At 45.9% G+C, this 20319-nt stretch carries 19 protein-coding genes and 1 other annotated feature; all 19 genes read left to right on the forward strand.

Annotation, left to right across the window (positions count from 1 at the left end; all coding sequences use genetic code 11):
* The first annotated feature begins 69 nt into the window (after positions 1-69).
* The 19 genes from pgeF (at position 70) to pyrE (ending at position 20304) form a co-directional block, all read left to right on the forward strand.
* The gene (gene pgeF, locus JOC95_RS03660; protein ID WP_204413505.1) at positions 70-906 is read left to right on the forward strand and encodes a peptidoglycan editing factor PgeF; all 837 of its coding nucleotides are present in this window, start codon (positions 70-72) and stop codon (positions 904-906) included.
* Positions 907-910: 4 nt separating this feature from the next.
* Positions 911-1588, forward strand: a complete 678-nt coding sequence (locus tag JOC95_RS03665) for a YggS family pyridoxal phosphate-dependent enzyme (protein WP_204414662.1) — start codon at positions 911-913, stop codon at positions 1586-1588.
* A gap of 16 nt (positions 1589-1604) precedes the next feature.
* On the forward strand, positions 1605-2063 hold the full coding sequence (locus JOC95_RS03670; protein ID WP_204413507.1) for a cell division protein SepF: 459 nt from the start codon (positions 1605-1607) through the stop codon (positions 2061-2063).
* Between the two features lie 6 nt (positions 2064-2069).
* The gene (locus JOC95_RS03675; protein WP_204413509.1) at positions 2070-2339 is read left to right on the forward strand and encodes a YggT family protein; all 270 of its coding nucleotides are present in this window, start codon (positions 2070-2072) and stop codon (positions 2337-2339) included.
* 83 nt (positions 2340-2422) lie between these two features.
* Positions 2423-3196 carry a YlmH family RNA-binding protein gene (locus tag JOC95_RS03680; RefSeq protein ID WP_204413511.1) on the forward strand — a complete coding sequence of 258 codons (774 nt, stop codon included), beginning with the start codon at positions 2423-2425 and terminating at the stop codon, positions 3194-3196.
* Positions 3197-3275: 79 nt separating this feature from the next.
* Positions 3276-3776: a DivIVA domain-containing protein gene (locus tag JOC95_RS03685; protein WP_204413513.1), complete on the forward strand. Its 501-nt coding sequence runs from the start codon at positions 3276-3278 to the stop codon at positions 3774-3776.
* A gap of 86 nt (positions 3777-3862) precedes the next feature.
* Positions 3863-4090, forward strand: a binding site (T-box leader).
* 56 nt (positions 4091-4146) lie between these two features.
* Entirely contained in the window at positions 4147-6915 is a 2769-nt protein-coding gene (gene ileS, locus JOC95_RS03690) for an isoleucine--tRNA ligase (RefSeq protein ID WP_204413515.1), read from the forward strand.
* A gap of 125 nt (positions 6916-7040) precedes the next feature.
* A complete protein-coding gene (lspA, locus tag JOC95_RS03695; protein ID WP_204413517.1) occupies positions 7041-7508 on the forward strand; it encodes a signal peptidase II in 468 nt (155 codons plus the stop codon).
* A complete protein-coding gene (locus tag JOC95_RS03700; protein ID WP_204413519.1) occupies positions 7508-8422 on the forward strand; it encodes an RluA family pseudouridine synthase in 915 nt (304 codons plus the stop codon). Before lspA ends, JOC95_RS03700 begins: the two co-directional genes overlap by 1 nt.
* A gap of 210 nt (positions 8423-8632) precedes the next feature.
* Complete coding sequence (gene pyrR, locus JOC95_RS03705; RefSeq protein ID WP_204413521.1) at positions 8633-9175, forward strand: bifunctional pyr operon transcriptional regulator/uracil phosphoribosyltransferase PyrR; 543 nt, start codon at positions 8633-8635, stop codon at positions 9173-9175.
* Between the two features lie 153 nt (positions 9176-9328).
* Positions 9329-10636 (forward strand): solute carrier family 23 protein, encoded by a 1308-nt coding sequence (locus JOC95_RS03710; protein ID WP_204413523.1) that lies wholly within the window; start codon positions 9329-9331, stop codon positions 10634-10636.
* 161 nt (positions 10637-10797) lie between these two features.
* Positions 10798-11724, forward strand: coding sequence for an aspartate carbamoyltransferase catalytic subunit (locus tag JOC95_RS03715; protein WP_204413525.1), 927 nt, complete (start codon positions 10798-10800; stop codon positions 11722-11724).
* On the forward strand, positions 11690-12979 hold the full coding sequence (locus JOC95_RS03720; protein ID WP_204413527.1) for a dihydroorotase: 1290 nt from the start codon (positions 11690-11692) through the stop codon (positions 12977-12979). The genes JOC95_RS03715 and JOC95_RS03720 overlap by 35 nt, the downstream gene beginning before the upstream one ends.
* Complete coding sequence (locus JOC95_RS03725) at positions 12976-14073, forward strand: carbamoyl phosphate synthase small subunit (protein WP_204413534.1); 1098 nt, start codon at positions 12976-12978, stop codon at positions 14071-14073. Before JOC95_RS03720 ends, JOC95_RS03725 begins: the two co-directional genes overlap by 4 nt.
* Positions 14058-17273 carry a carbamoyl-phosphate synthase large subunit gene (carB, locus tag JOC95_RS03730; protein ID WP_204413543.1) on the forward strand — a complete coding sequence of 1072 codons (3216 nt, stop codon included), beginning with the start codon at positions 14058-14060 and terminating at the stop codon, positions 17271-17273. Before JOC95_RS03725 ends, carB begins: the two co-directional genes overlap by 16 nt.
* A complete protein-coding gene (locus JOC95_RS03735) occupies positions 17270-18049 on the forward strand; it encodes a dihydroorotate dehydrogenase electron transfer subunit (protein WP_204414664.1) in 780 nt (259 codons plus the stop codon). The genes carB and JOC95_RS03735 overlap by 4 nt, the downstream gene beginning before the upstream one ends.
* Positions 18046-18987, forward strand: coding sequence for a dihydroorotate dehydrogenase (locus JOC95_RS03740; RefSeq protein ID WP_204413546.1), 942 nt, complete (start codon positions 18046-18048; stop codon positions 18985-18987). The genes JOC95_RS03735 and JOC95_RS03740 overlap by 4 nt, the downstream gene beginning before the upstream one ends.
* Complete coding sequence (pyrF, locus tag JOC95_RS03745) at positions 18959-19675, forward strand: orotidine-5'-phosphate decarboxylase (RefSeq protein WP_204413547.1); 717 nt, start codon at positions 18959-18961, stop codon at positions 19673-19675. Before JOC95_RS03740 ends, pyrF begins: the two co-directional genes overlap by 29 nt.
* A complete protein-coding gene (pyrE, locus tag JOC95_RS03750; protein ID WP_204413549.1) occupies positions 19672-20304 on the forward strand; it encodes an orotate phosphoribosyltransferase in 633 nt (210 codons plus the stop codon). The genes pyrF and pyrE overlap by 4 nt, the downstream gene beginning before the upstream one ends.
* The last annotated feature ends 15 nt before the right edge of the window (positions 20305-20319 follow it).

The following is a 20319-nucleotide window of genomic DNA, read 5'->3' on the forward strand; positions in this document are numbered from 1 at the left end:
TCTTTTTTTGAAGAAAAATGTGGTACAATGTGAAGTAATATGTGTAAACAAGCAAAGAAGGTGTCAAGCATGGGAGAGCCATTTGTTCAACAATCTGAACAATTTATGTCGATACCAAGTTGGGAGGATGCAAACTCAAGACTTGTAGTGGGCTTTACGACAAAAACAGGTGGGGTAAGCAAAGGCCCATTCTCCTCATTCAATATGGGATTACATGTGCACGACCAGGATGCGGCAGTGCGGGAGAATAAAGAAATCCTTGCGGGCTCCATTCAGTTTCCCATGTCGCAATGGGTGGGATGCGATCAGGTGCATGACGCACGAATTGAAAAGATTACCGAGACTTCCATTGGAAAAGGTGTCACAAGCTATGATACGGCGATACCTAAGACAGATGGTATTTATACGGATAAAGAAGATATTCTGCTGACACTATGTTTTGCAGACTGCGTACCGCTGTATTTTTATTCCCCCAATCATTCCCTTATTGGATTGGCCCATGCAGGATGGAAGGGTACCGTTCTGGATATAGGCGGTAAAATGGTACAAAGGTGGATAGAGGAGGGAGTTTCTCCTAATGAGATATATGCGGCAATAGGGCCCTCCATCTCCCAACATGCATATATAGTTGATGACTTTGTACTTGATAGGGTAAAAGGCATTTTGCCTAAAGAAACGTTAACTACCGTTTATCAGGAGGTGTCCGTTGGGCAATACAGCATAGATTTAAAACAGATAAATCTTGAACTGCTTTTGCTTTCGGGTTTACCAAGAGAGAATATAAGCTGTAGCTCTTATTGTACAAGCACCCATGATCAGCATTTCTTTTCACATCGAAGAGATAACGGTAAAACTGGCAGAATGATGAGTTTCATCGGAATGAAAGGGGTACGGGACAATGGATGAGACCATGTCTGTACAGCAGAATCTGAAAACCATCAAGGGAAATATCCAACAGGCTTGCCATATAGCCAATAGGAATCCTGATGAAATAAAGATAGTGGCTGTAACGAAATACGTGTCGGTCCAAAGAGCACAGGAGGCCCTTTCCTGTGGGGTCGTCCATTTTGGAGAGAATCGGGATGAAGGGCTGCAGGAAAAATGGGATCATCTGACCGAGCAGGCAGTCTGGCATTTTATCGGTTCCCTTCAAACTAAAAAAGTGAAGAAAATAATTGATAAGGTCGACTACATCCATTCATTGGACAGAATCTCCCTCGCTGAGGAAATACATAAAAGAGCAACACGACCTGTGAAATGTTTTATTCAAGTGAATATTTCCGGTGAAGAATCCAAGCATGGACTCCAGCCGGGAGAAGTGGCGGGATTTGTGAAGGATCTATCCCCATTTACAAATATCGAACTAGTGGGCTTGATGACGATGGCACCTTACACCGAGGATGAAGAACTTTTAAGAACATGCTTTCGTGACCTGAAGGAATTGCAGGGAAATATCAAATCCATGGATTTACCCTATGCACCGTGCATGGAGCTGAGCATGGGAATGTCCAATGATTATATGATTGCCATTGAAGAAGGTGCTACTTTCATCAGGATTGGCAGCGCTCTTGTCGGGAGCGAAAAATAATTTGGAGGTGTAAGGAATGACGATTAAATCAAAATTCAAAAGCTTTTTTGCCCTTGAGGATGAATATGAATACAAAGAACAAGAAGAATATGAAGAGGAAATGGTGGAAGAGACAAGGAAAACCAGATCTGCAACGCATCAGCCCAAACAAAATGTGGTAAGCTTGCAAAGTGTGCAAAAATCTTCCTCTTCAAAAGTGGTCCTTTTTGAGCCTAGGTCATATTCGGAAGCCCAGGATATTGCAGATCATCTGAAAGGACGCCGCGCCATCATCGTGAATCTGCAACGGATTGATCATGATCAGGCAAAGCGGATCGTTGATTTTTTAAGTGGGACAGTGTACGCATTGGGCGGGGACATTCAAAGGGTTGGCCAAAACATATTCCTTTGCACGCCTGACAATGTGGATGTTTCCGGTTCCATTTCAGAGATCATGCATCAGGAGCAGGAAGACTTTAGCGATAAAAGGTGGTAGAAGTTTATGGGATTAGTATTAAATATCATTCAACAGCTGGTAGGCTTTTATATGATCGCACTGATCATCTATATTTTCATGTCCTGGTTCCCGGGTGCGAGGGAGTCTTCGATAGGGAGGATATTGGCAAGAATCTGTGAACCCTATTTGGAGATGTTCCGCAGGTTCATTCCGCCACTGGGGATGATTGACATTTCCCCGATCGTGGCTATCCTGGTATTGCGCTTCGCAAACGCAGGGCTACGACAGCTGTTCATTATGCTTGGATTAGTTTAGAAATCATTTAGGGAATCCATCAGGGTTCCTATTTATATTTTTGTGAAATTGAGCTTATAGTAACCTATGTGATGGTGATCAGATTGAGTATTTATATGCATTTCCGTCAGGAAGAACATGAATTTATAGATCAGGTTCTTGAATGGAAGGAAACGGTCAATGAGCAGTATGCTCCAAAGCTGACAGATTTTCTTGACCCCCGTGAGCAGGAAATCGTCCAAAGCATCATCGGGTCGAACGAGGATGTCAAGGTCAGGCTTTTTGGCGGAGCAGAAGGTGCAGAACGGAAAAGAGCGTTTTTGTATCCTTCTTACTATTCTCCAAGCCTCGATGATTTCCAGCTAAAAGCATACGAGATCTCTTATCCGGAAAAGTTTGTCCAGATCGAGCATCGACAGATTCTTGGTTCCTTGATGGGAATCGGATTGAAGCGGAGCAAGTTTGGCGACATCCACTTCCATGATAAGAAAGTGCAGCTGGTCATCGGTGAAGAGGTCAGTTCGTATGTGGAATTGCAGCTGCAGGAAGTGGGCAGGGTGAAAGTGTCCTTACAGGATATCCCCCTATCAGAGCTTGTGAGCCCTGAAGCCGTCTGGGAAGAAGCCTCCACCACAGCCGCTTCGCTGCGTCTGGATGTGATGCTTGCTTCCATCTATAACCTTTCCAGGCAAAAGGCTCAATTGCTGATTGGGGCAAAAAAAGTCAAGGTAAATTGGAAAGTGGTGGAGCAGTCATCTTTCGAATGCAGGGAAGGGGACATCCTTTCAGCAAGGGGCTTTGGCCGCAGCAAGCTGCTGACCATTGATGGAAAGACGAAAAAGGATAAATGGAGAGTTATTGTAGGAAAACAAAAATAATTCAACTACCAGCAGGAATTTCAGCGAGTCTGTCGAATTATGTTTATAAATAATAGAGATTTTAATGGAGGTGGCATCTATGCCCTTAACACCGCTTGATATTCATAATAAAGAATTTAACAAGGCTTTCAGAGGCTATGATGAAGACGAAGTAAACGAGTTTCTGGATCAAGTAATCAAAGATTATGAATTGGTCATCCGTGAAAAGAAGGATTTCGAAGAGAAGGTCAAAGAACTTAACAGCCGCTTGACCCACTTCAATACAATTGAGGAAACTTTGAATAAATCCATCCTTATCGCACAGGAATCTGCAGAAGATGTCAGACGAAATGCACAGAAGGAAGCAAAGCTGATCATCAAGGAAGCTGAAAAAAACGCAGATCGCATCATTAATGAATCCCTATTAAAATCAAGAAAGCTTCAAGTCGAGATTGATGAGTTGAAGAAGCAATCCAAGATTTTCCGGAATCGTTTCAAAATGCTTGTAGAAGCACAATTGGAACTGATTGATAACGATGATTGGGATCATCTGATGGAATATGAGGAAAAAGAGAAAGAATTAGAAGAAAATAGAGTATAACCTTGACTAAATAAGGCTATATTCAGTATAATAACGAAACAAATTATTGTTTTAACATAAGCTATTATATGTGAACTTATCATACTTATAAAACGTTGAAAGGGATAGTAGTTTCTTCACATACTTTTACAAGCGACCCGGGGATGGTGGAAGCCCGGGAAAAGAGAAGAAGCGAACATCACCCTGGAGTATCGGACTGAACGCAGATTGCCTGTAAGTTCGATCGGTTTATCCACGTTAAGGATACTAAAGCGGACCTGTTTTTTTGCCGGGTCAATTTAGGGTGGTACCACGGGAGTTCTCTCGTCCCTTTTAGGGATGAGGGGACTTTTTTATTTTTTTATAAATAAGATTTGTTGGAGGAAAGACAATGGAGTATAAAGATACGTTATTGATGCCAAAAACCGATTTCCCGATGAGAGGGAATTTACCGAACCGCGAACCACAGATCCAGCAGCAATGGGATGAAATGAACATCTACCAAAAAGTGCAGGAACGCACAAAAGACCGTCCGATGTATGTTCTTCATGATGGACCGCCATATGCGAATGGCGATATCCACATGGGCCATGCCCTGAACAAGGTATTGAAGGACTTTATCGTCCGCTACAAGTCGATGAGCGGATACAATGCCCCGTATGTCCCAGGCTGGGATACACATGGTCTGCCGATTGAAACAGCCTTGACTAAAAACAAGAAAGTCAAACGCAAGGAAATGACTGTTGCGGATTTCCGTAAGCTTTGTGAAGAATATGCGTATGAGCAGGTTGACCGCCAGCGCGAACAGTTTATGCGACTTGGTGTGCGTGGCGACTGGTTCAACCCGTATATCACATTAAAGCCGGAATATGAAGCCCAGCAGATCAAAGTATTTGGTGATATGGCGAAAAATGGTCTTATCTACAAAGGTCTAAAGCCGGTCTACTGGTCTCCTTCAAGCGAATCGGCGCTCGCGGAAGCGGAAATCGAATATCAGGATAAGCGTTCCCCGTCCATCTATGTTGCTTTTAAAGTTCAGGATGGAAAAGGCGTATTGGAGGATAACGAACAGTTCATCATCTGGACCACTACACCTTGGACGATCCCTGCCAACCTTGGTATTGCGGTACATCCTGAATTGCAATATAGCGTGGTGGAAGTGGCAGGAAACAGATATGTCATCGCATCAGAGCTAGTGGAGTCCGTTTCCAAGACAATGGAATGGGAAGATGCGAGTGTTGTCAAAACAGTGAAAGGTGCCGAGCTTGAGCATATCGTTGCAAAGCACCCGTTATATGACCGCGATTCCCTTGTGATGCTTGGCGATCATGTAACCACTGATGCAGGTACAGGATGTGTCCACACAGCACCAGGACACGGGGAAGACGACTTTGTCATCGGTAAGAAGTATGGATTGGACGTGTTGTGCCCGGTTGATTCCAGAGGGAATATGACGGAGGAAGCACCAGGATTTGAAGGCATGTTCTATGATGAGGCCAACAAGCCGATCACTGAAAAGCTGCAGGAAGCAGGAGCGTTGCTGAAGCTGAACTTCATCACTCACTCCTATCCGCATGACTGGCGTACGAAGAAGCCGACCATCTTCCGTGCGACAGCGCAGTGGTTTGCATCCATCGATAAAATCAGAGATCAACTTCTACAAGCGGTAGCAGAAACGAAATGGGTACCTGCTTGGGGAGAAACCCGCCTCTATAACATGGTTCGCGACCGTGGAGACTGGTGTATTTCCCGTCAGCGTGCATGGGGTGTACCGATCCCTGTATTCTATGCGGAAAATGGCCAGGAAATCATCACAGATGAAACGATTGATCATGTATCTGCACTATTCAGGGAGCACGGCTCCAACATCTGGTTTGAAAGAGAAGCGAAAGATCTGCTTCCGGAGGGCTTCACACATGAAGGCAGCCCAAATGGAACCTTCTCGAAAGAAATGGATATCATGGATGTCTGGTTTGACTCCGGATCTTCCCATCAATCCGTTCTTGAAGAAAGAGATGATCTGCAGCGTCCGGCCGACCTTTATCTTGAAGGCTCTGACCAATACCGCGGCTGGTTCAATTCTTCTTTGACCACTGGTGTTGCAGTTACAGGTAAAGCTCCTTACAAAGGAATCCTGAGTCACGGGTTTGCACTTGATGGCGACGGACGCAAAATGAGTAAATCCCTTGGAAACGTTGTATTGCCTTCCAAGGTAATGAACCAGTTGGGAGCGGATATTCTCAGGCTTTGGGTAGCTTCCGTAGACTATCAAGCGGATGTTCGCGTATCAGATAACATTTTAAAACAGGTTGCAGAAGTGTACCGTAAAATCCGCAATACATTCCGATTCTTGCTTGGAAACCTGGCTGACTTCGATCCGACGGTTGATAAAGTGGAGATGAAAGACCTCCGTGAAGTGGACCGCTACATGGTCGTCAAGCTGAACAACCTGATCACAAAAGTTAAAAAGTCCTATGAGGACTATGAATTCGCAGGAATCTATCATGCAGTCCACAACTTCTGCACGATTGAACTGAGCTCGTTCTATCTTGATTTTGCGAAGGATATCCTCTATATCGAAGGAAAAGATCAGCATGACCGCCGTTCCATCCAGACGGTTCTTTATGAAACATTGCTTGCACTGACCAAGCTTGTTACACCTATCCTTCCGCACACGGCAGATGAGGTATGGTCACATATCGATTTCGTGAAAGAGGAAAGCGTACAGTTGGTCGACATGCCTGATGTATTGGCAGTGGACGATGCTGCTGCAATCGAAAAGAAGTGGGATAACTTCATGACATTGCGTGATGATGTGCTCAAGGCCCTGGAGATTGCCCGTAACGAAAAAGTAATCGGTAAGTCCTTGGCAGCAAAAATCACTCTATATCCTAACGCTGAAACAAAAGCTTTACTTGACAGCATCGAGGAAAATGTACAGCAGCTGTTCATCGTTTCCGGGCTTGAGATCAAAGGTTCCAAAGATCAAGCTCCAGCAGATGCTCAAAGCTTTGAAAATGTATCCATCGCCGTTGCACCAGCAGAAGGGGAAACATGCGACCGTTGCTGGGTTGTCACTCCTGATGTAGGGCAGGATTCCGATCATCCGACCCTATGCAAGCGTTGTGCTTCAGTTGTAAAAGAAAACTATAGTGCTTAATATGATTGCTCAAGACTCCGCTTTGGCTCTGCCAGGCGGAGTTTTGTTTATATAACCAGCTTTATTTACCATTCCTTATTTGCTATAATTCAAAGGTACATATAATAGGGCTGGGGGTACCATTGGTGATATATTATTTAATTGCACTTTTTATCATAATAGTGGATCAAGTAACAAAATATCTGGTTGTACAATATATGGAACTAGGGGAGAATATCCCAATAATCGAAAACTTTCTTTATCTATCGTCCCACCGCAATCAGGGAGCTGCCTGGGGGATCCTGCAGGGCCAGATGTATTTCTTCTACATCATTACGATGCTTGTAGTGATCGGATTGATCGTCTACCTGCAGAAGCTGCCGAATGATCAGAAATGGATGAAGTTTGCGTTAAGTCTGATGCTTGGTGGCGCAGTCGGGAACTTTATTGACCGACTTTTGCATCAGGAAGTGATTGATTTTATCAACACCTTTATTTTCTCTTACGATTTCCCGATCTTCAATGTAGCGGATTCTGCATTGGTGATTGGTGTTGGAATTATTTTAGTGTTAACCTTACTGGAAGGTAAGAAAGAGAAGGAGCTATCAAATTAATGGAAGAAACAGTACAGATACACATCGATGAAACACAGAAGAATGATAGGATAGACAAGGCGGTTTCCACCCAGAACGATGAATGGTCAAGGTCACAGGTTCAGCAATGGATCAAAGATGGACATATCCTTGTAAATGGTGAAAAAACAAAACCTAATTATAAATGCAGCGTGGGAGACACGATTACGGTAATCATTCCGGAACCGGAGGCATTGGATGTCGCGCCAGAAGAAATGGATCTTGATATTTATTTCGAGGACTCCGATGTGATTGTCGTAAACAAGCCAAGGGGCATGGTCGTCCATCCGGCTGTTGGCCATGCATCGGGAACTCTTGTAAACGGGCTTATGGCACATTGCAAGGACCTATCCGGCATTAACGGGGTGTTGCGCCCTGGAATCGTGCATCGGATCGATAAGGATACAAGTGGACTCTTAATGGTGGCGAAGAATGATTTTGCCCATGAAAAATTAGTGAATCAGCTTGTGGCCAAATCTGTGACCCGAAAATACGAAGCGATTGTCCATGGTGTCATCTCCCATGATGTAGGTACGATTGATGCACCGATCGGTCGTGATAAAAAGGATCGTCAGGCGATGACAGTAACGGATGAGAATAGCAGAAATGCGGTTACTCATTTTAGAGTCCTGGAGCGATTCAAGGATTTCACGCATGTGGAATGCCAGCTTGAAACGGGAAGAACGCATCAGATCCGTGTACACATGAAATATATCGGCTACCCACTTGCCGGGGACCCGAAATATGGACCGAAAAAGACACTGGATATCGAGGGACAGGCACTGCATGCAGGCGTATTGGGATTCGATCATCCCCGCACTGGTGAATACATCGAATTCCAGGCTCCGATACCTGCAGATTTCGAGCATATTCTTAAATCTTTAAAAAACCGTTGACAGCCTAAAGTTATTTTGAGATAATCATAACAGTTAAATAAGACCTTTAAACGACAGTCCCGTGAGGCTGAGAAGGTAACGGATATGCGAAAATCGGATGAGTACCATACTATCCCTCTATTTTCGCGTACAAAAACCTCTCATCATGCGGTGAGGGGTTTTTTGTACGAGTCGTTACAAAAAACATTGAAAAAAAGAGGAGGGCTTTGAATGTCGGAAAAAGCGATAATTTTAGATGAACAAGCCATTCGAAGAGCCTTGACCCGCATTGCACACGAAATCATCGAACGCAACAAAGGTGTGGAAGATTCGGTCCTGGTTGGGATAAAAACAAGGGGAATTCATCTTGCCAAACGCCTCGCTTCGAGGATAAATGAAATAGAGGATAAGGAAATTCCGGTGGGTGAACTGGATATAACCTTATACAGGGATGATCTAACCACCAAGACACAGGATAATGAGCCATTGGTGAAGGGGTCTGACATTCCGGTTTCCATCACGAATAAGAAAGTGATCCTGGTGGATGACGTACTATTCACAGGGAGGACAGTCCGTGCAGGCATGGATGCCCTGATGGATTTTGGAAGACCATCCCAAATCCAGCTTGCTGTCCTAGTTGACAGGGGACACAGGGAGCTGCCGATCAGAGCGGATTTCGTCGGCAAGAACATCCCCACATCAAGCGCGGAAAAGATCGTTGTCGAATTATCCGAAATTGACCTGAATGATCAAGTAAGTATACATGATAAATAACCAGCCCTTTTAAATGCAGTCCCGTGAGGCCGCAAAGGGGTAAATTGGCTCTAGACCGCTTGTGCGCAGGCGTTATAGGGACCTCTCTACCTCTTTGTGCTTAAGGATTGCGCAAAGAGTTTTTTTTATGAAAAAAATTGGAGGTCCGATTCTATGAGAGAAAAACCTGTTCTAGATATACATGAAATCCCAAGTAAACCGAAGTGGCTGATCCTGAGCCTTCAACATCTGTTCGCAATGTTCGGCGCGACGATTTTAGTACCGATGCTTGTAGGGTTGAGCCCTGCAGTGGCCTTGATGTCAAGCGGACTCGGAACACTTGCCTATCTATTGATCACAAAAGGGCAAATCCCGGCTTATCTGGGGTCCTCATTCGCCTTTATCGCCCCGATCATTCTAGTATCACAATTACATGGTCCGGGGGCAGCGATGATCGGGAGTTTCATGGCTGGGCTTGCGTATGGAGTAGTTGCACTTCTTATTAAAAAGCTCGGACATCAATGGATATTGAAGCTGTTGCCACCGGTAGTTGTGGGACCTATCATCATAGTCATCGGATTGGGTCTGGCAGGAGTGGCGGTCGACATGGCCATGTACGAAAATCCTGGGGCACCACAAGCGGAATTGATCTATAGCGTGAAGCATCTGATGGTTGCTTTGACAACCCTGGCCATAACAATTGGCTGCACCATCTTTCTAAGAGGGATCTTCAGTCTGATCCCGATTTTGATCGGGATCGTCGGGGGGTATATCACAGCTTACTTTGCAGGACTGGTTGATCTGAGTGTTGTGAAAGCAGCGAGCTGGATTGAAGCACCAGACTTCCTGATTCCTTTTGTAAGCTATACACCAAACTTCAATCTTTCCATCCTGTTCATCATGGTACCGGTTGCGATTGTGACCCTATCTGAACATATCGGACATCAGATGGTATTAAGCAAAGTAGTGGGCAGACCATTTGTAGAGAAACCAGGCCTTCACAGGTCCATCCTTGGAGACGGTGTTGCCACCATGATTGCTTCCTTGATCGGTGGACCGCCAAACACGACTTACGGTGAAAACATTGGAGTACTTGCAATCACGAGGGTTTTCAGTGTCTTCGTCATCGGAGGAGCGGCAGTGATCGCCATCATCTTCGGATTCATCGGTAAAATATCGGCATTGATCAGCACGGTGCCGAGCGCAGTAATGGGAGGCGTTTCCATTCTTCTCTTCGGGATCATCGCATCAAGCGGTCTGCGTATGCTGATCGATAATAAAGTGGATTTCAGCATCAATAGAAACCTGATCATTTCATCTGTCATCACGGTCATCGGTGTCGGGGGAGCGTTTGTGAAAATCGAAGACTTCCAGATTGCAGGCATGGCATTAGCGGCCATCATCGGTGTGGCATTGAACCTGATCCTGCCTGAACAAAAAGCAGGAAAAGAAGCAAATGAAAAGCAAAATAAAGTAGCTTAACCTTTTAAATGGAGTCCAGAGAGGCTTAGGAAGGGTGAACGGCTAAAAGCAAAGGCACAAGGGGATGTACACCTGCATCCATGACTTGGAGGCTTGCGCATGCCAAAAAACACCCTTCCAACTTTGGACAGGGTGTTTTTTTATCAAAGGGAGGTTAAAAGATGAGACATTTACGGACCATGGGTGATTTAAAAAATGAAGAGATTTTTGAACTTATAGAAGAAGCGATCTCGTTTCAACAGGGAAAAGAATGGACACCTGATAAACAGACATTTGTGGCCAATCTGTTCTATGAATCCAGTACAAGGACTAAATGCAGCTTTGAAGTGGCCCAAAGAAGGCTCGGATTGCATGTACTGCCCTTTGAAGTAGGAACATCAAGCGTGAACAAGGGGGAAAGCTTGTACGATACCGCAAAAACCCTGCAATCCCTTGGGGTGAATGCACTTGTCATCAGGCACCCGGAAGAAGAATATTACGAACAGTTACATACAGTAGAAGCCGCCATCATCAACGGGGGCGATGGCTGTGGGCACCACCCTACTCAATCCCTCCTTGATCTGATGACAATCTACCAGGAATTCGGAAGCTTCCGTGGATTGAGAATCACCATCATCGGGGATATCCGGCACAGCAGGGTAGCCCGTTCCAATGCGGAGGTCCTGAAAAGACTGGGCTCGGAAGTGAAATTCGTCGCACCAAGGGAATGGAAGGATTCAAGCTTCGCAGAAGAAATGTATATCACGATGGAGGAAGCGATCGAAACAAGTGATGTCATCATGCTGCTCAGGATTCAGCATGAGAGGCACCTTGCCAAAGACAACGTAGTGGAAGAATATCACCAACAATATGGATTGACACCAGAACGTGAAAAGCGGATGAAGCCAAAAAGCATCATTATGCATCCCGCTCCTATCAATCGGGGAGTGGAAATTGCCTCGGAGCTGGTAGAATGTGAGCGTTCCAGGATCTTTAAGCAGATGGAAAATGGTCTGTATATGAGAATGGCAGTTTTAAAGAGAGCCCTGACTACAATCGAAGGAGGAAAAAAACATGACAACATTACTAAAGAATGGGAAATGGCTTAATTCCAAAGGAGAACTGGAAAAGGTGGATCTCCTTATTCAAAACGGTAAGATTGCGAGCATCTCCTCCAATATTGAAGAGAACGGATCAGAACAAGTGATAGAGCTTGATGGTAACCTGATTTCTGCAGGGTTCATCGATGTGCATGTGCACCTTAGAGAACCGGGCGGGGAAAAGAAGGAAACGATTGAAACCGGGACAAAGTCAGCGGCTAAGGGAGGATTTACAACAATTTGTGCGATGCCGAATACAAGACCGACACCGGATACAAAAGAGCAGCTGGAATGGCTGAATAAAAGAATCGCGGAAACGGCAAGTGTACGTGTACTACCTTACGCATGCATCACCACAAGACAGCTTGGTGAGAAAATCACAGACTTTACAGCATTGAAGGAAGCAGGTGCCTTTGCATTCACAGACGATGGGGTTGGTGTACAGGATGCTTCCAAAATGCTTGCAGCAATGAAAAAAGCAGCAGGGGTAAACATGGCGATCGTGGCACACTGTGAAGAAAACACTCTGATCAATAAGGGTGCGGTACATGAAGGAAAGTTCTCTAGGAAACATGGCCTTAACGGTATTCCTTCCGTATGTGAATCCGTGCATATCGCAAGGGACATACTCCTTGCCGAAGCGGCAGGCTGCCACTATCATGTTTGCCACATCAGCACAAAAGAATCGGTCCGGGTTGTCCGGGACGCAAAAAAAGCGGGTATCAAAGTAACAGCAGAGGTAAGCCCGCATCATCTTCTCCTTTCAGAGGAAGATATTCCAGGTCTTGATTCCAACTTCAAGATGAATCCTCCATTAAGAGGAAAACAGGATCAGGAAGCACTGATCGAAGGGCTGCTTGATGGGACAATTGATTTCATTGCAACCGATCATGCCCCTCATACAGCAGAAGAAAAAGCGGAAGGAATGGAAAAAGCGCCATTCGGTATAGTCGGTCTGGAAACAGCTTTTCCTTTGCTCTTCACCAATTTTGTGGAAACAGGAAAATTTACACTAAAGCAATTGCTCGACTGGCTGACAATAAAGCCGGCAGAGGTATTCAACCTTCCATTTGGCAGACTGGAAGAAGGAGCGCCAGCTGACCTGACAATCATCGACGTACAAAGCAAGTCGGCAATCGACCCTGGAAATTTTCTCTCAAAAGGAAAAAATACACCTTTTACAGGTTGGGAATGTAAGGGCTGGCCGGTACAGACAATAGTAGATGGAAAACTAGTTTGGCAGAAAGGTAGTGTTCAAGTATGAATCGACAACTAATTTTGGAAGATGGCACTTTCTTTGTAGGAAAGGCATTCGGCAGCAAAAAGGACTCTATTGGCGAAGTGGTTTTTAATACGGGCATGACAGGTTATCAGGAGATCTTATCCGATCCATCCTACTGCGGGCAGCTTGTAACGTTGACTTATCCCCTTGTAGGCAATTATGGGATCAACCGTGATGATTTTGAATCGATCCACCCTGCCATCCATGGGTTCATTGTGAAAGAAGTGAGTGATTACCCGTCCAACTTCCGTAATCAATGGACATTGGACGAATTTTTCAAAGCAAAGGATATTCCGGGAATCGCCGGGATCGATACTAGAAAGCTGACTCGGATCATCCGTCAATATGGGACATTGAAAGGCGCGCTATGCGGGCTTGATGTGGATCGGGATGAGGTGATCGAAAAGCTCAGGGCTACGACGCTGGCAACAAATCAGGTGGAGCAGGTTTCTACAAAAACAGCCTACCCAAGTCCTGGACGCGGCTACAGAGTCGTACTGGTGGACTTCGGCATGAAGCACGGAATCCTCCGCGAACTGAACAAAAGGGGCTGCGATGTTGTAGTGGTTCCTTATAATATAACGGCGGAAGAAATCATGAGTCTGAGCCCGGATGGCGTGATGCTCTCAAACGGACCTGGAGATCCAAAGGATGTTCCAGAAGCAATCACCATGATCCAAGGGCTGTTCGGCAAGGTACCGGTATTCGGCATTTGCCTCGGTCACCAGTTGTTTGCTCTTGCATGCGGTGCAGATACGGAAAAAATGAAATTCGGCCATAGAGGTTCAAACCATCCTGTAAAAGACCTTCAAACGGGGAAAGTTGCACTCACATCACAGAACCACGGGTACACAGTGACCGAAGAATCAATCACAGATACTCGACTTGAAGTGACGCATATAGCATTGAATGATGGCACAGTAGAAGGTGTAAAACATAAAGATTATCCAGTATTCACTGTTCAGTATCATCCGGAGGCAAGTCCTGGACCTGAAGATGCAAATTATCTATTCGATCAATTCATGGAACTCATCAAGGAAGCGAAGAAGGGGGAACTAGCATGCCAAAACGTTTAGACATCCAATCCATCCTAGTAATCGGCTCGGGCCCGATTGTAATCGGTCAAGCAGCAGAATTCGACTATGCAGGTACACAGGCTTGTATCGCATTAAGAGAGGAAGGCTATCGTGTCATTCTAGTAAACTCGAATCCTGCCACCATCATGACGGATCAGGAAATGGCGGATAAAGTTTATATGGAGCCCCTGACAGTGGAGTTTGTCAGCAGGATCATCCGAAAGGAACGCCCCGATGCCATCCTTCCAACACTTGGCGGGCAAACGGGACTGAACTTGGCAGTTGAATTGGCAGAGGCGGGTGTGCTTGAGGAGTGTAATGTCCAGATACTTGGAACAAAACTCTCGGCCATACAAAAAGCGGAGGACCGCGACCTTTTCCGCACACTGATGAATGAACTCGGCGAACCGGTTCCGGATAGCGACATTATCACGAACCTAACAGAAGCATATCAATTCGTCGAAAAGGTAGGATATCCTGTCATTGTAAGGCCGGCCTATACCTTAGGAGGGACAGGTGGGGGAATCTGCAACGACAAAGAGGAATTGGATGAGATTGTGACAAGCGGTCTGAAAAACAGTCCGGTAACGCAGTGTCTGTTGGAGAGAAGCATTGCAGGTTTCAAGGAAATCGAATACGAGGTAATGCGCGATAGCAATGATAACGCGATCGTAGTCTGCAACATGGAAAACATCGATCCGGTCGGCGTGCACACCGGGGATTCCATTGTCGTGGCACCGAGTCAGACACTCAGCGACAGAGAATACCAGCTTTTACGCAACGTTTCTTTGAAAATAATCCGAGCCCTGGAAATTGAAGGGGGCTGCAACGTCCAGCTGGCACTCGACCCGAAAAGCTTCAACTACTACATCATTGAAGTCAACCCAAGGGTGAGCCGCTCTTCTGCCCTGGCTTCAAAGGCGACCGGCTATCCAATCGCGAAATTGGCGGCAAAAATTGCAGTTGGTCTGACGCTTGATGAAATGATGAACCCGGTGACAGGAAAAACCTATGCATGCTTCGAGCCGGCATTGGATTATATTGTAACGAAAATCCCAAGGTTCCCATTTGATAAATTTGAATCTGCAAACAGACGACTCGGAACACAAATGAAAGCAACCGGCGAAGTGATGGCCATCGGACGCACATTTGAAGAATCGATTTTAAAAGCGGTCCGTTCCCTTGAATCCAATATAAGTTACCTGGAGCTTGAAGCAAGTGAGGGCTTTTCCGACGAATTGGTGGAAAAACGCATCAGAAAAGCCGGGGATGAAAGATTATTCTACATTGCAGAAGCAATGCGCCGCGGAGTGACAATCGAAACCATCCATGAATGGTGTGAAATAGATCTATTCTTCCTCCAGAAATTGCACAAGATTCTCGCAATGGAAGAATTCATCACAAGTAACAAGGGATGTCTATCCACCCTGATAGAAGCAAAGGAAATGGGCTTCAGTGATGAGACCATCGCCAAGCTTTGGGCAACTAGCGAGAGGGACATCTATGAGCTTAGACTGCAGGAAAGTATCGCACCTGTCTATAAAATGGTAGATACATGTGCCGCGGAGTTTGAGTCAGGGACGCCATACTATTATGGGACGTATGAAGAGGAAAACGAATCGATTGTAACAGAAAAGGAGAGCATTGTGGTGCTTGGCTCCGGCCCGATCCGTATCGGTCAAGGGATCGAGTTTGACTATGCAACGGTCCACTCCGTATGGGCGATCAAAGAGGCAGGGTATGAGGCGATCATCATCAACAACAACCCTGAAACAGTATCGACGGATTTCAGTATCTCTGACAAGCTTTATTTTGAACCCCTCACAATTGAAGATGTGATGAATATCATAAATCTCGAAAAACCGAAAGGGGTAGTCGTACAGTTTGGCGGTCAGACGGCAATCAACCTTGCAGCGGAACTTGAAGCAAGGGGTGTGAAGATACTTGGTACCACACTTGAGGATCTGGACAGGGCGGAGAACCGCGATAAGTTTGAACAGACCTTGACTAGCCTAGGCATTCCACAGCCAAAAGGGAAAACGGCCATCTCGATTCCTGAGGCGGTTGAAATTGCAGAATCGATAGGCTATCCGGTCCTTGTCCGTCCATCCTATGTTCTTGGGGGACGTGCGATGGAGATTGTCTACAAGTCCGAAGAGCTGCTTCATTATATGAAAAACGCGGTTAAGATCAATCCTGAACATCCGGTACTGATTGATAAATATATGATAGGAAAAGAAATTGAGGTTGATGCGATCTCAGATGGCAAGGATGTATTCATCCCTGGCATCATGGAACATATCGAGCGGGCTGGCGTTCACTCCGGTGACTCCATAGCCGTCTATCCGCCGCAGACACTCGAGCCGAAAATCAAGGAACAGATCATCGACTATACAACAAGATTGGCAAAAGGCTTGAACATCATCGGATTGCTGAACATTCAATTCGTCATCTATAAAAATGAAGTATACGTCATCGAAGTAAATCCAAGATCAAGCCGTACCGTGCCATTCTTAAGCAAAATCACGCATGTACCGATGGCTAAGGTGGCAACCAAGATCATACTTGGAGAAAGCTTGGCATCACAAGGGTATGGCTCCGGATTGCAGCATGAGACGAAGGGAGTATTCGTAAAAGTCCCAGTCTTCTCTTTTGCAAAGCTGAGAAATGTGGATATCACCCTCGGCCCTGAAATGAAGTCAACCGGGGAAGTGATGGGGAAAGACAACACACTGGAAAAAGCACTTTACAAAGGGCTCGTAGCTTCGGGCATATCCATAAAAACTTACGGATCGGTACTTTTCACCATCGCTGATAAAGATAAAGAGGAAGCATTGCAGCTTGCAAAAAGGTTCCACCAAATCGGCTATAAGATCCTTGCAACGGCTGGAACAGCTGGATTCTTCGGGGAAGCGAACATCCCTGTCACGGTAGTGAACAAAATCGGTGGCGAATCACCGAATCTGATCGATGTGATACGACAAGGGCAAGCTCAATTTGTCATCAACACGCTGACAAAAGGAAAACAGCCTGCACGTGACGGCTTCAGGATCCGCAGGGAATCAGTGGAAAATGGCATTCCATGCTTAACCTCCCTGGATACTGCCAAGGCTATTCTCAGAGTATTGGAATCTATGACCTTCTCGATTGAATCAATAGAAACATTGGAAAGCAAAGAAAATGAGGCGGTGTACAGCTGATGAAAAAAGCATGGATGAAAGTGATCTCTCAAAAAAACATTGCACGTAACATCTACGAAATGACACTGGAAGGGGAACTTGTCGATCTGATGAGTTCTCCCGGACAATTCGTCCATATCCGTGTAGGGGAAGGGCTTGATCCACTGCTTAGAAGACCGATCAGCATCTCCTGCATCGATAACGTGAAGCGACAATGTAAAATCACCTATCGGGCTGAGGGAAAAGGAACCATGCTTTTAGCGAATAAACTGCCAGGAGATGTGTTGGACGTGCTGGGGCCACTCGGCAACGGCTTTCCATTGCATGAATTGCACAGGGGGGACCACGCCCTGATAGTAGGTGGCGGTATAGGGGTGCCACCACTGCTTGAACTGACGAAGAGATTACACCGTAATGGGGTAAGAACGACACATGTCCTTGGGTTTCAGTCCAGAGAGGATATCTTTTATAAAGATGAATTTACGTTTTACGGGGATACGTATATTGCTACCGTAGATGGATCATACGGAACACAAGGATTTGTCACAAATGTCCTGGATGAAATCACGCCAAGCTTTCACACGCTGTTTTCATGTGGCCCGACTCCCATGCTGAAAGCTTTGGAAAACCTTTATCCCGCGGAGAATGTGTATCTTTCCCTGGAAGAAAGGATGGGTTGCGGAATAGGTGCCTGCTTTGCATGCGTCTGCCACCTCCAGGATGATCCTGATGGTTATTCCTATAAAAAAGTATGTACAGATGGACCGGTATTCCGTGCGAGGGAGGTTGTATTATGAGCTGTCTTACTGTCAAAATGCCAGGACTGGACCTGAAAAATCCGATCATGCCTGCATCAGGGTGCTTCGGTTTCGGAAGGGAATATGCAAAGCTTTATGACTTGAACCTTTTAGGAGCGATCATGATCAAGGCCACGACCCTTGAACCAAGGTTTGGAAATCCGACTCCAAGGGTGGCCGAGACGAATGCGGGTATGCTGAATGCCATCGGCCTGCAAAATCCGGGTTTGGAAAAAGTATTATCAGAGGAGCTGCCATTTCTGGCAAACTATGACGTCCCGATTATAGCGAATGTAGCAGGTTCCAAGATTGAAGACTATATAATGGTAGCCAAAGAGATTTCGAAGGCTCCAAATGTCCATGCCCTGGAGCTGAACATCTCTTGTCCGAATGTCAAGACGGGTGGAATTGCATTTGGTACAGATCCTGCAGTCGCATTTGAAGTGACGAAGGCCGTCAAAGAGGTTTCTGAGGTCCCGGTCTATGTCAAGCTCTCACCAAATGTCTCCAATATAGTGGACATTGCAATGGCGATTGAGAAAGCCGGTGCAGACGGGTTGACGATGATCAACACGCTGCTTGGGATGCGCATCGACATGAAGACCGGGCGTCCCATCTTGGCAAACGGTTCCGGAGGTTTATCAGGACCGGCCATCAAACCTGTCAGCATACGTATGATCCATGAAGTGAGCCAAAAGGTGACGATCCCGATAATTGGAATGGGTGGTGTACAGTCTGCCGAGGATGTACTGGAATACTTTTTTGCAGGCGCCAGTGCGGTAGCGGTAGGCACAGCAAACTTCGTTGATCCGTTCATTTGCCCAAGCATCATAGAAGAACTGCCATACAAACTGCATGAGCTTGGTTTTGATCATATATCGGAATGTACCGGAAGGAGCTGGAATCAGCATGCGAAAATCGCTTATAGTCGCGCTTGATTTTCCTGACAGGGAAAAGGTATCTGCGTTCCTTGCCAATTTCAAAGGTGAAAAGCTATATGTGAAGGTGGGGATGGAGTTATTCTATCAGGAGGGACCAGACATCATCAAGTTTCTACAGGACCAGGGGCATGACATATTCCTTGATCTCAAGCTCCATGATATACCGCATACCGTCCATCAGGCGATGCGTGGAATGGCGAAGCTAGGTGTGACCATGACAAATGTGCATGCTGCAGGCGGTAAAGAAATGATGCGTGCAGCACTTGAAGGCCTGGAAGAAGGTTGCAATTCAAATGGTAGGCCGTCACTGATCGCAGTGACGCAGCTTACCAGTACATCAGAGACAAGAATGAGAGAGGAACTCCTGATAGAACGGCCGCTTAATGATGTTGTGCTACATTATGCGACGAATGCCAAGGAGAGTGGGTTGGATGGTGTGGTATGCTCATCACTCGAAGCGCCATTTTTAACGCAAAAGCTAGGAGATACCTTCAAAAAAGTGACCCCTGGTATCCGCATGAAAGACGATGACAAAGCAGATCAAAGCAGAATCGTAACACCGTCTGATGCTTGGAAGCTTGGTGCGACAGAAATAGTAGTGGGAAGAAGCATCACCAGAGCTCAAGATCCGAAACAGGCATATCTAAAGATACTACAACATTGGCAAGGAGTGGAGACAATATGAATGCAACAGTAGCAGAGGATCTTCTAAGAATAAAAGCGGTTTTTTTTCAGCCCAATGACCCTTTTACATGGTCAAGCGGTATCAAGTCACCCATTTATTGCGATAACCGTTTAACCATATCCTATCCCGATGTAAGAAATAATATTGCGGCATCCCTGGCAGACCTTGTAAAGACAAAGTACCCTGAAGCCGAGGTAGTTGCAGGGACCGCAACAGCAGGTATTCCTCATGCAGCCTTTGTGAGCGAAAAGTTGAATCTACCGATGTGTTATGTCAGAAGCAAGCCCAAGGGACATGGCAAAGGAAAGCAGATTGAAGGAAGAGTTCACGAAGGCCAGAAGGTGGTAGTTGTGGAGGATCTCATATCCACTGGCGGAAGCTCCATCAATGCAGTGGAAGCGTTGCGCGAGGCCGGCTGTGAGGTGCTGGGGGTTGTGGCCATCTTTACATATGGACTGGAAGTGGCGAAGGACAATCTGACCACCCATCAGATCCAAGCGGAAGCCATCTGTGATTATCAGACACTGATGAATGTAGCGATTGAAAAAGGCTATCTGGAGGAGTCAGACCGATTGAAGCTCGGGAAATGGCTCGAGAACCCGACAAGTGAGACATGGATGAGATTTTGACTTTGCAAAATTTCT

This window comes from Sutcliffiella tianshenii, assembly GCF_016908565.1.
In the GTDB taxonomy this organism is placed as follows: Bacteria; Bacillota; Bacilli; order Bacillales; family Bacillaceae_I; genus Sutcliffiella_A; species Sutcliffiella_A tianshenii.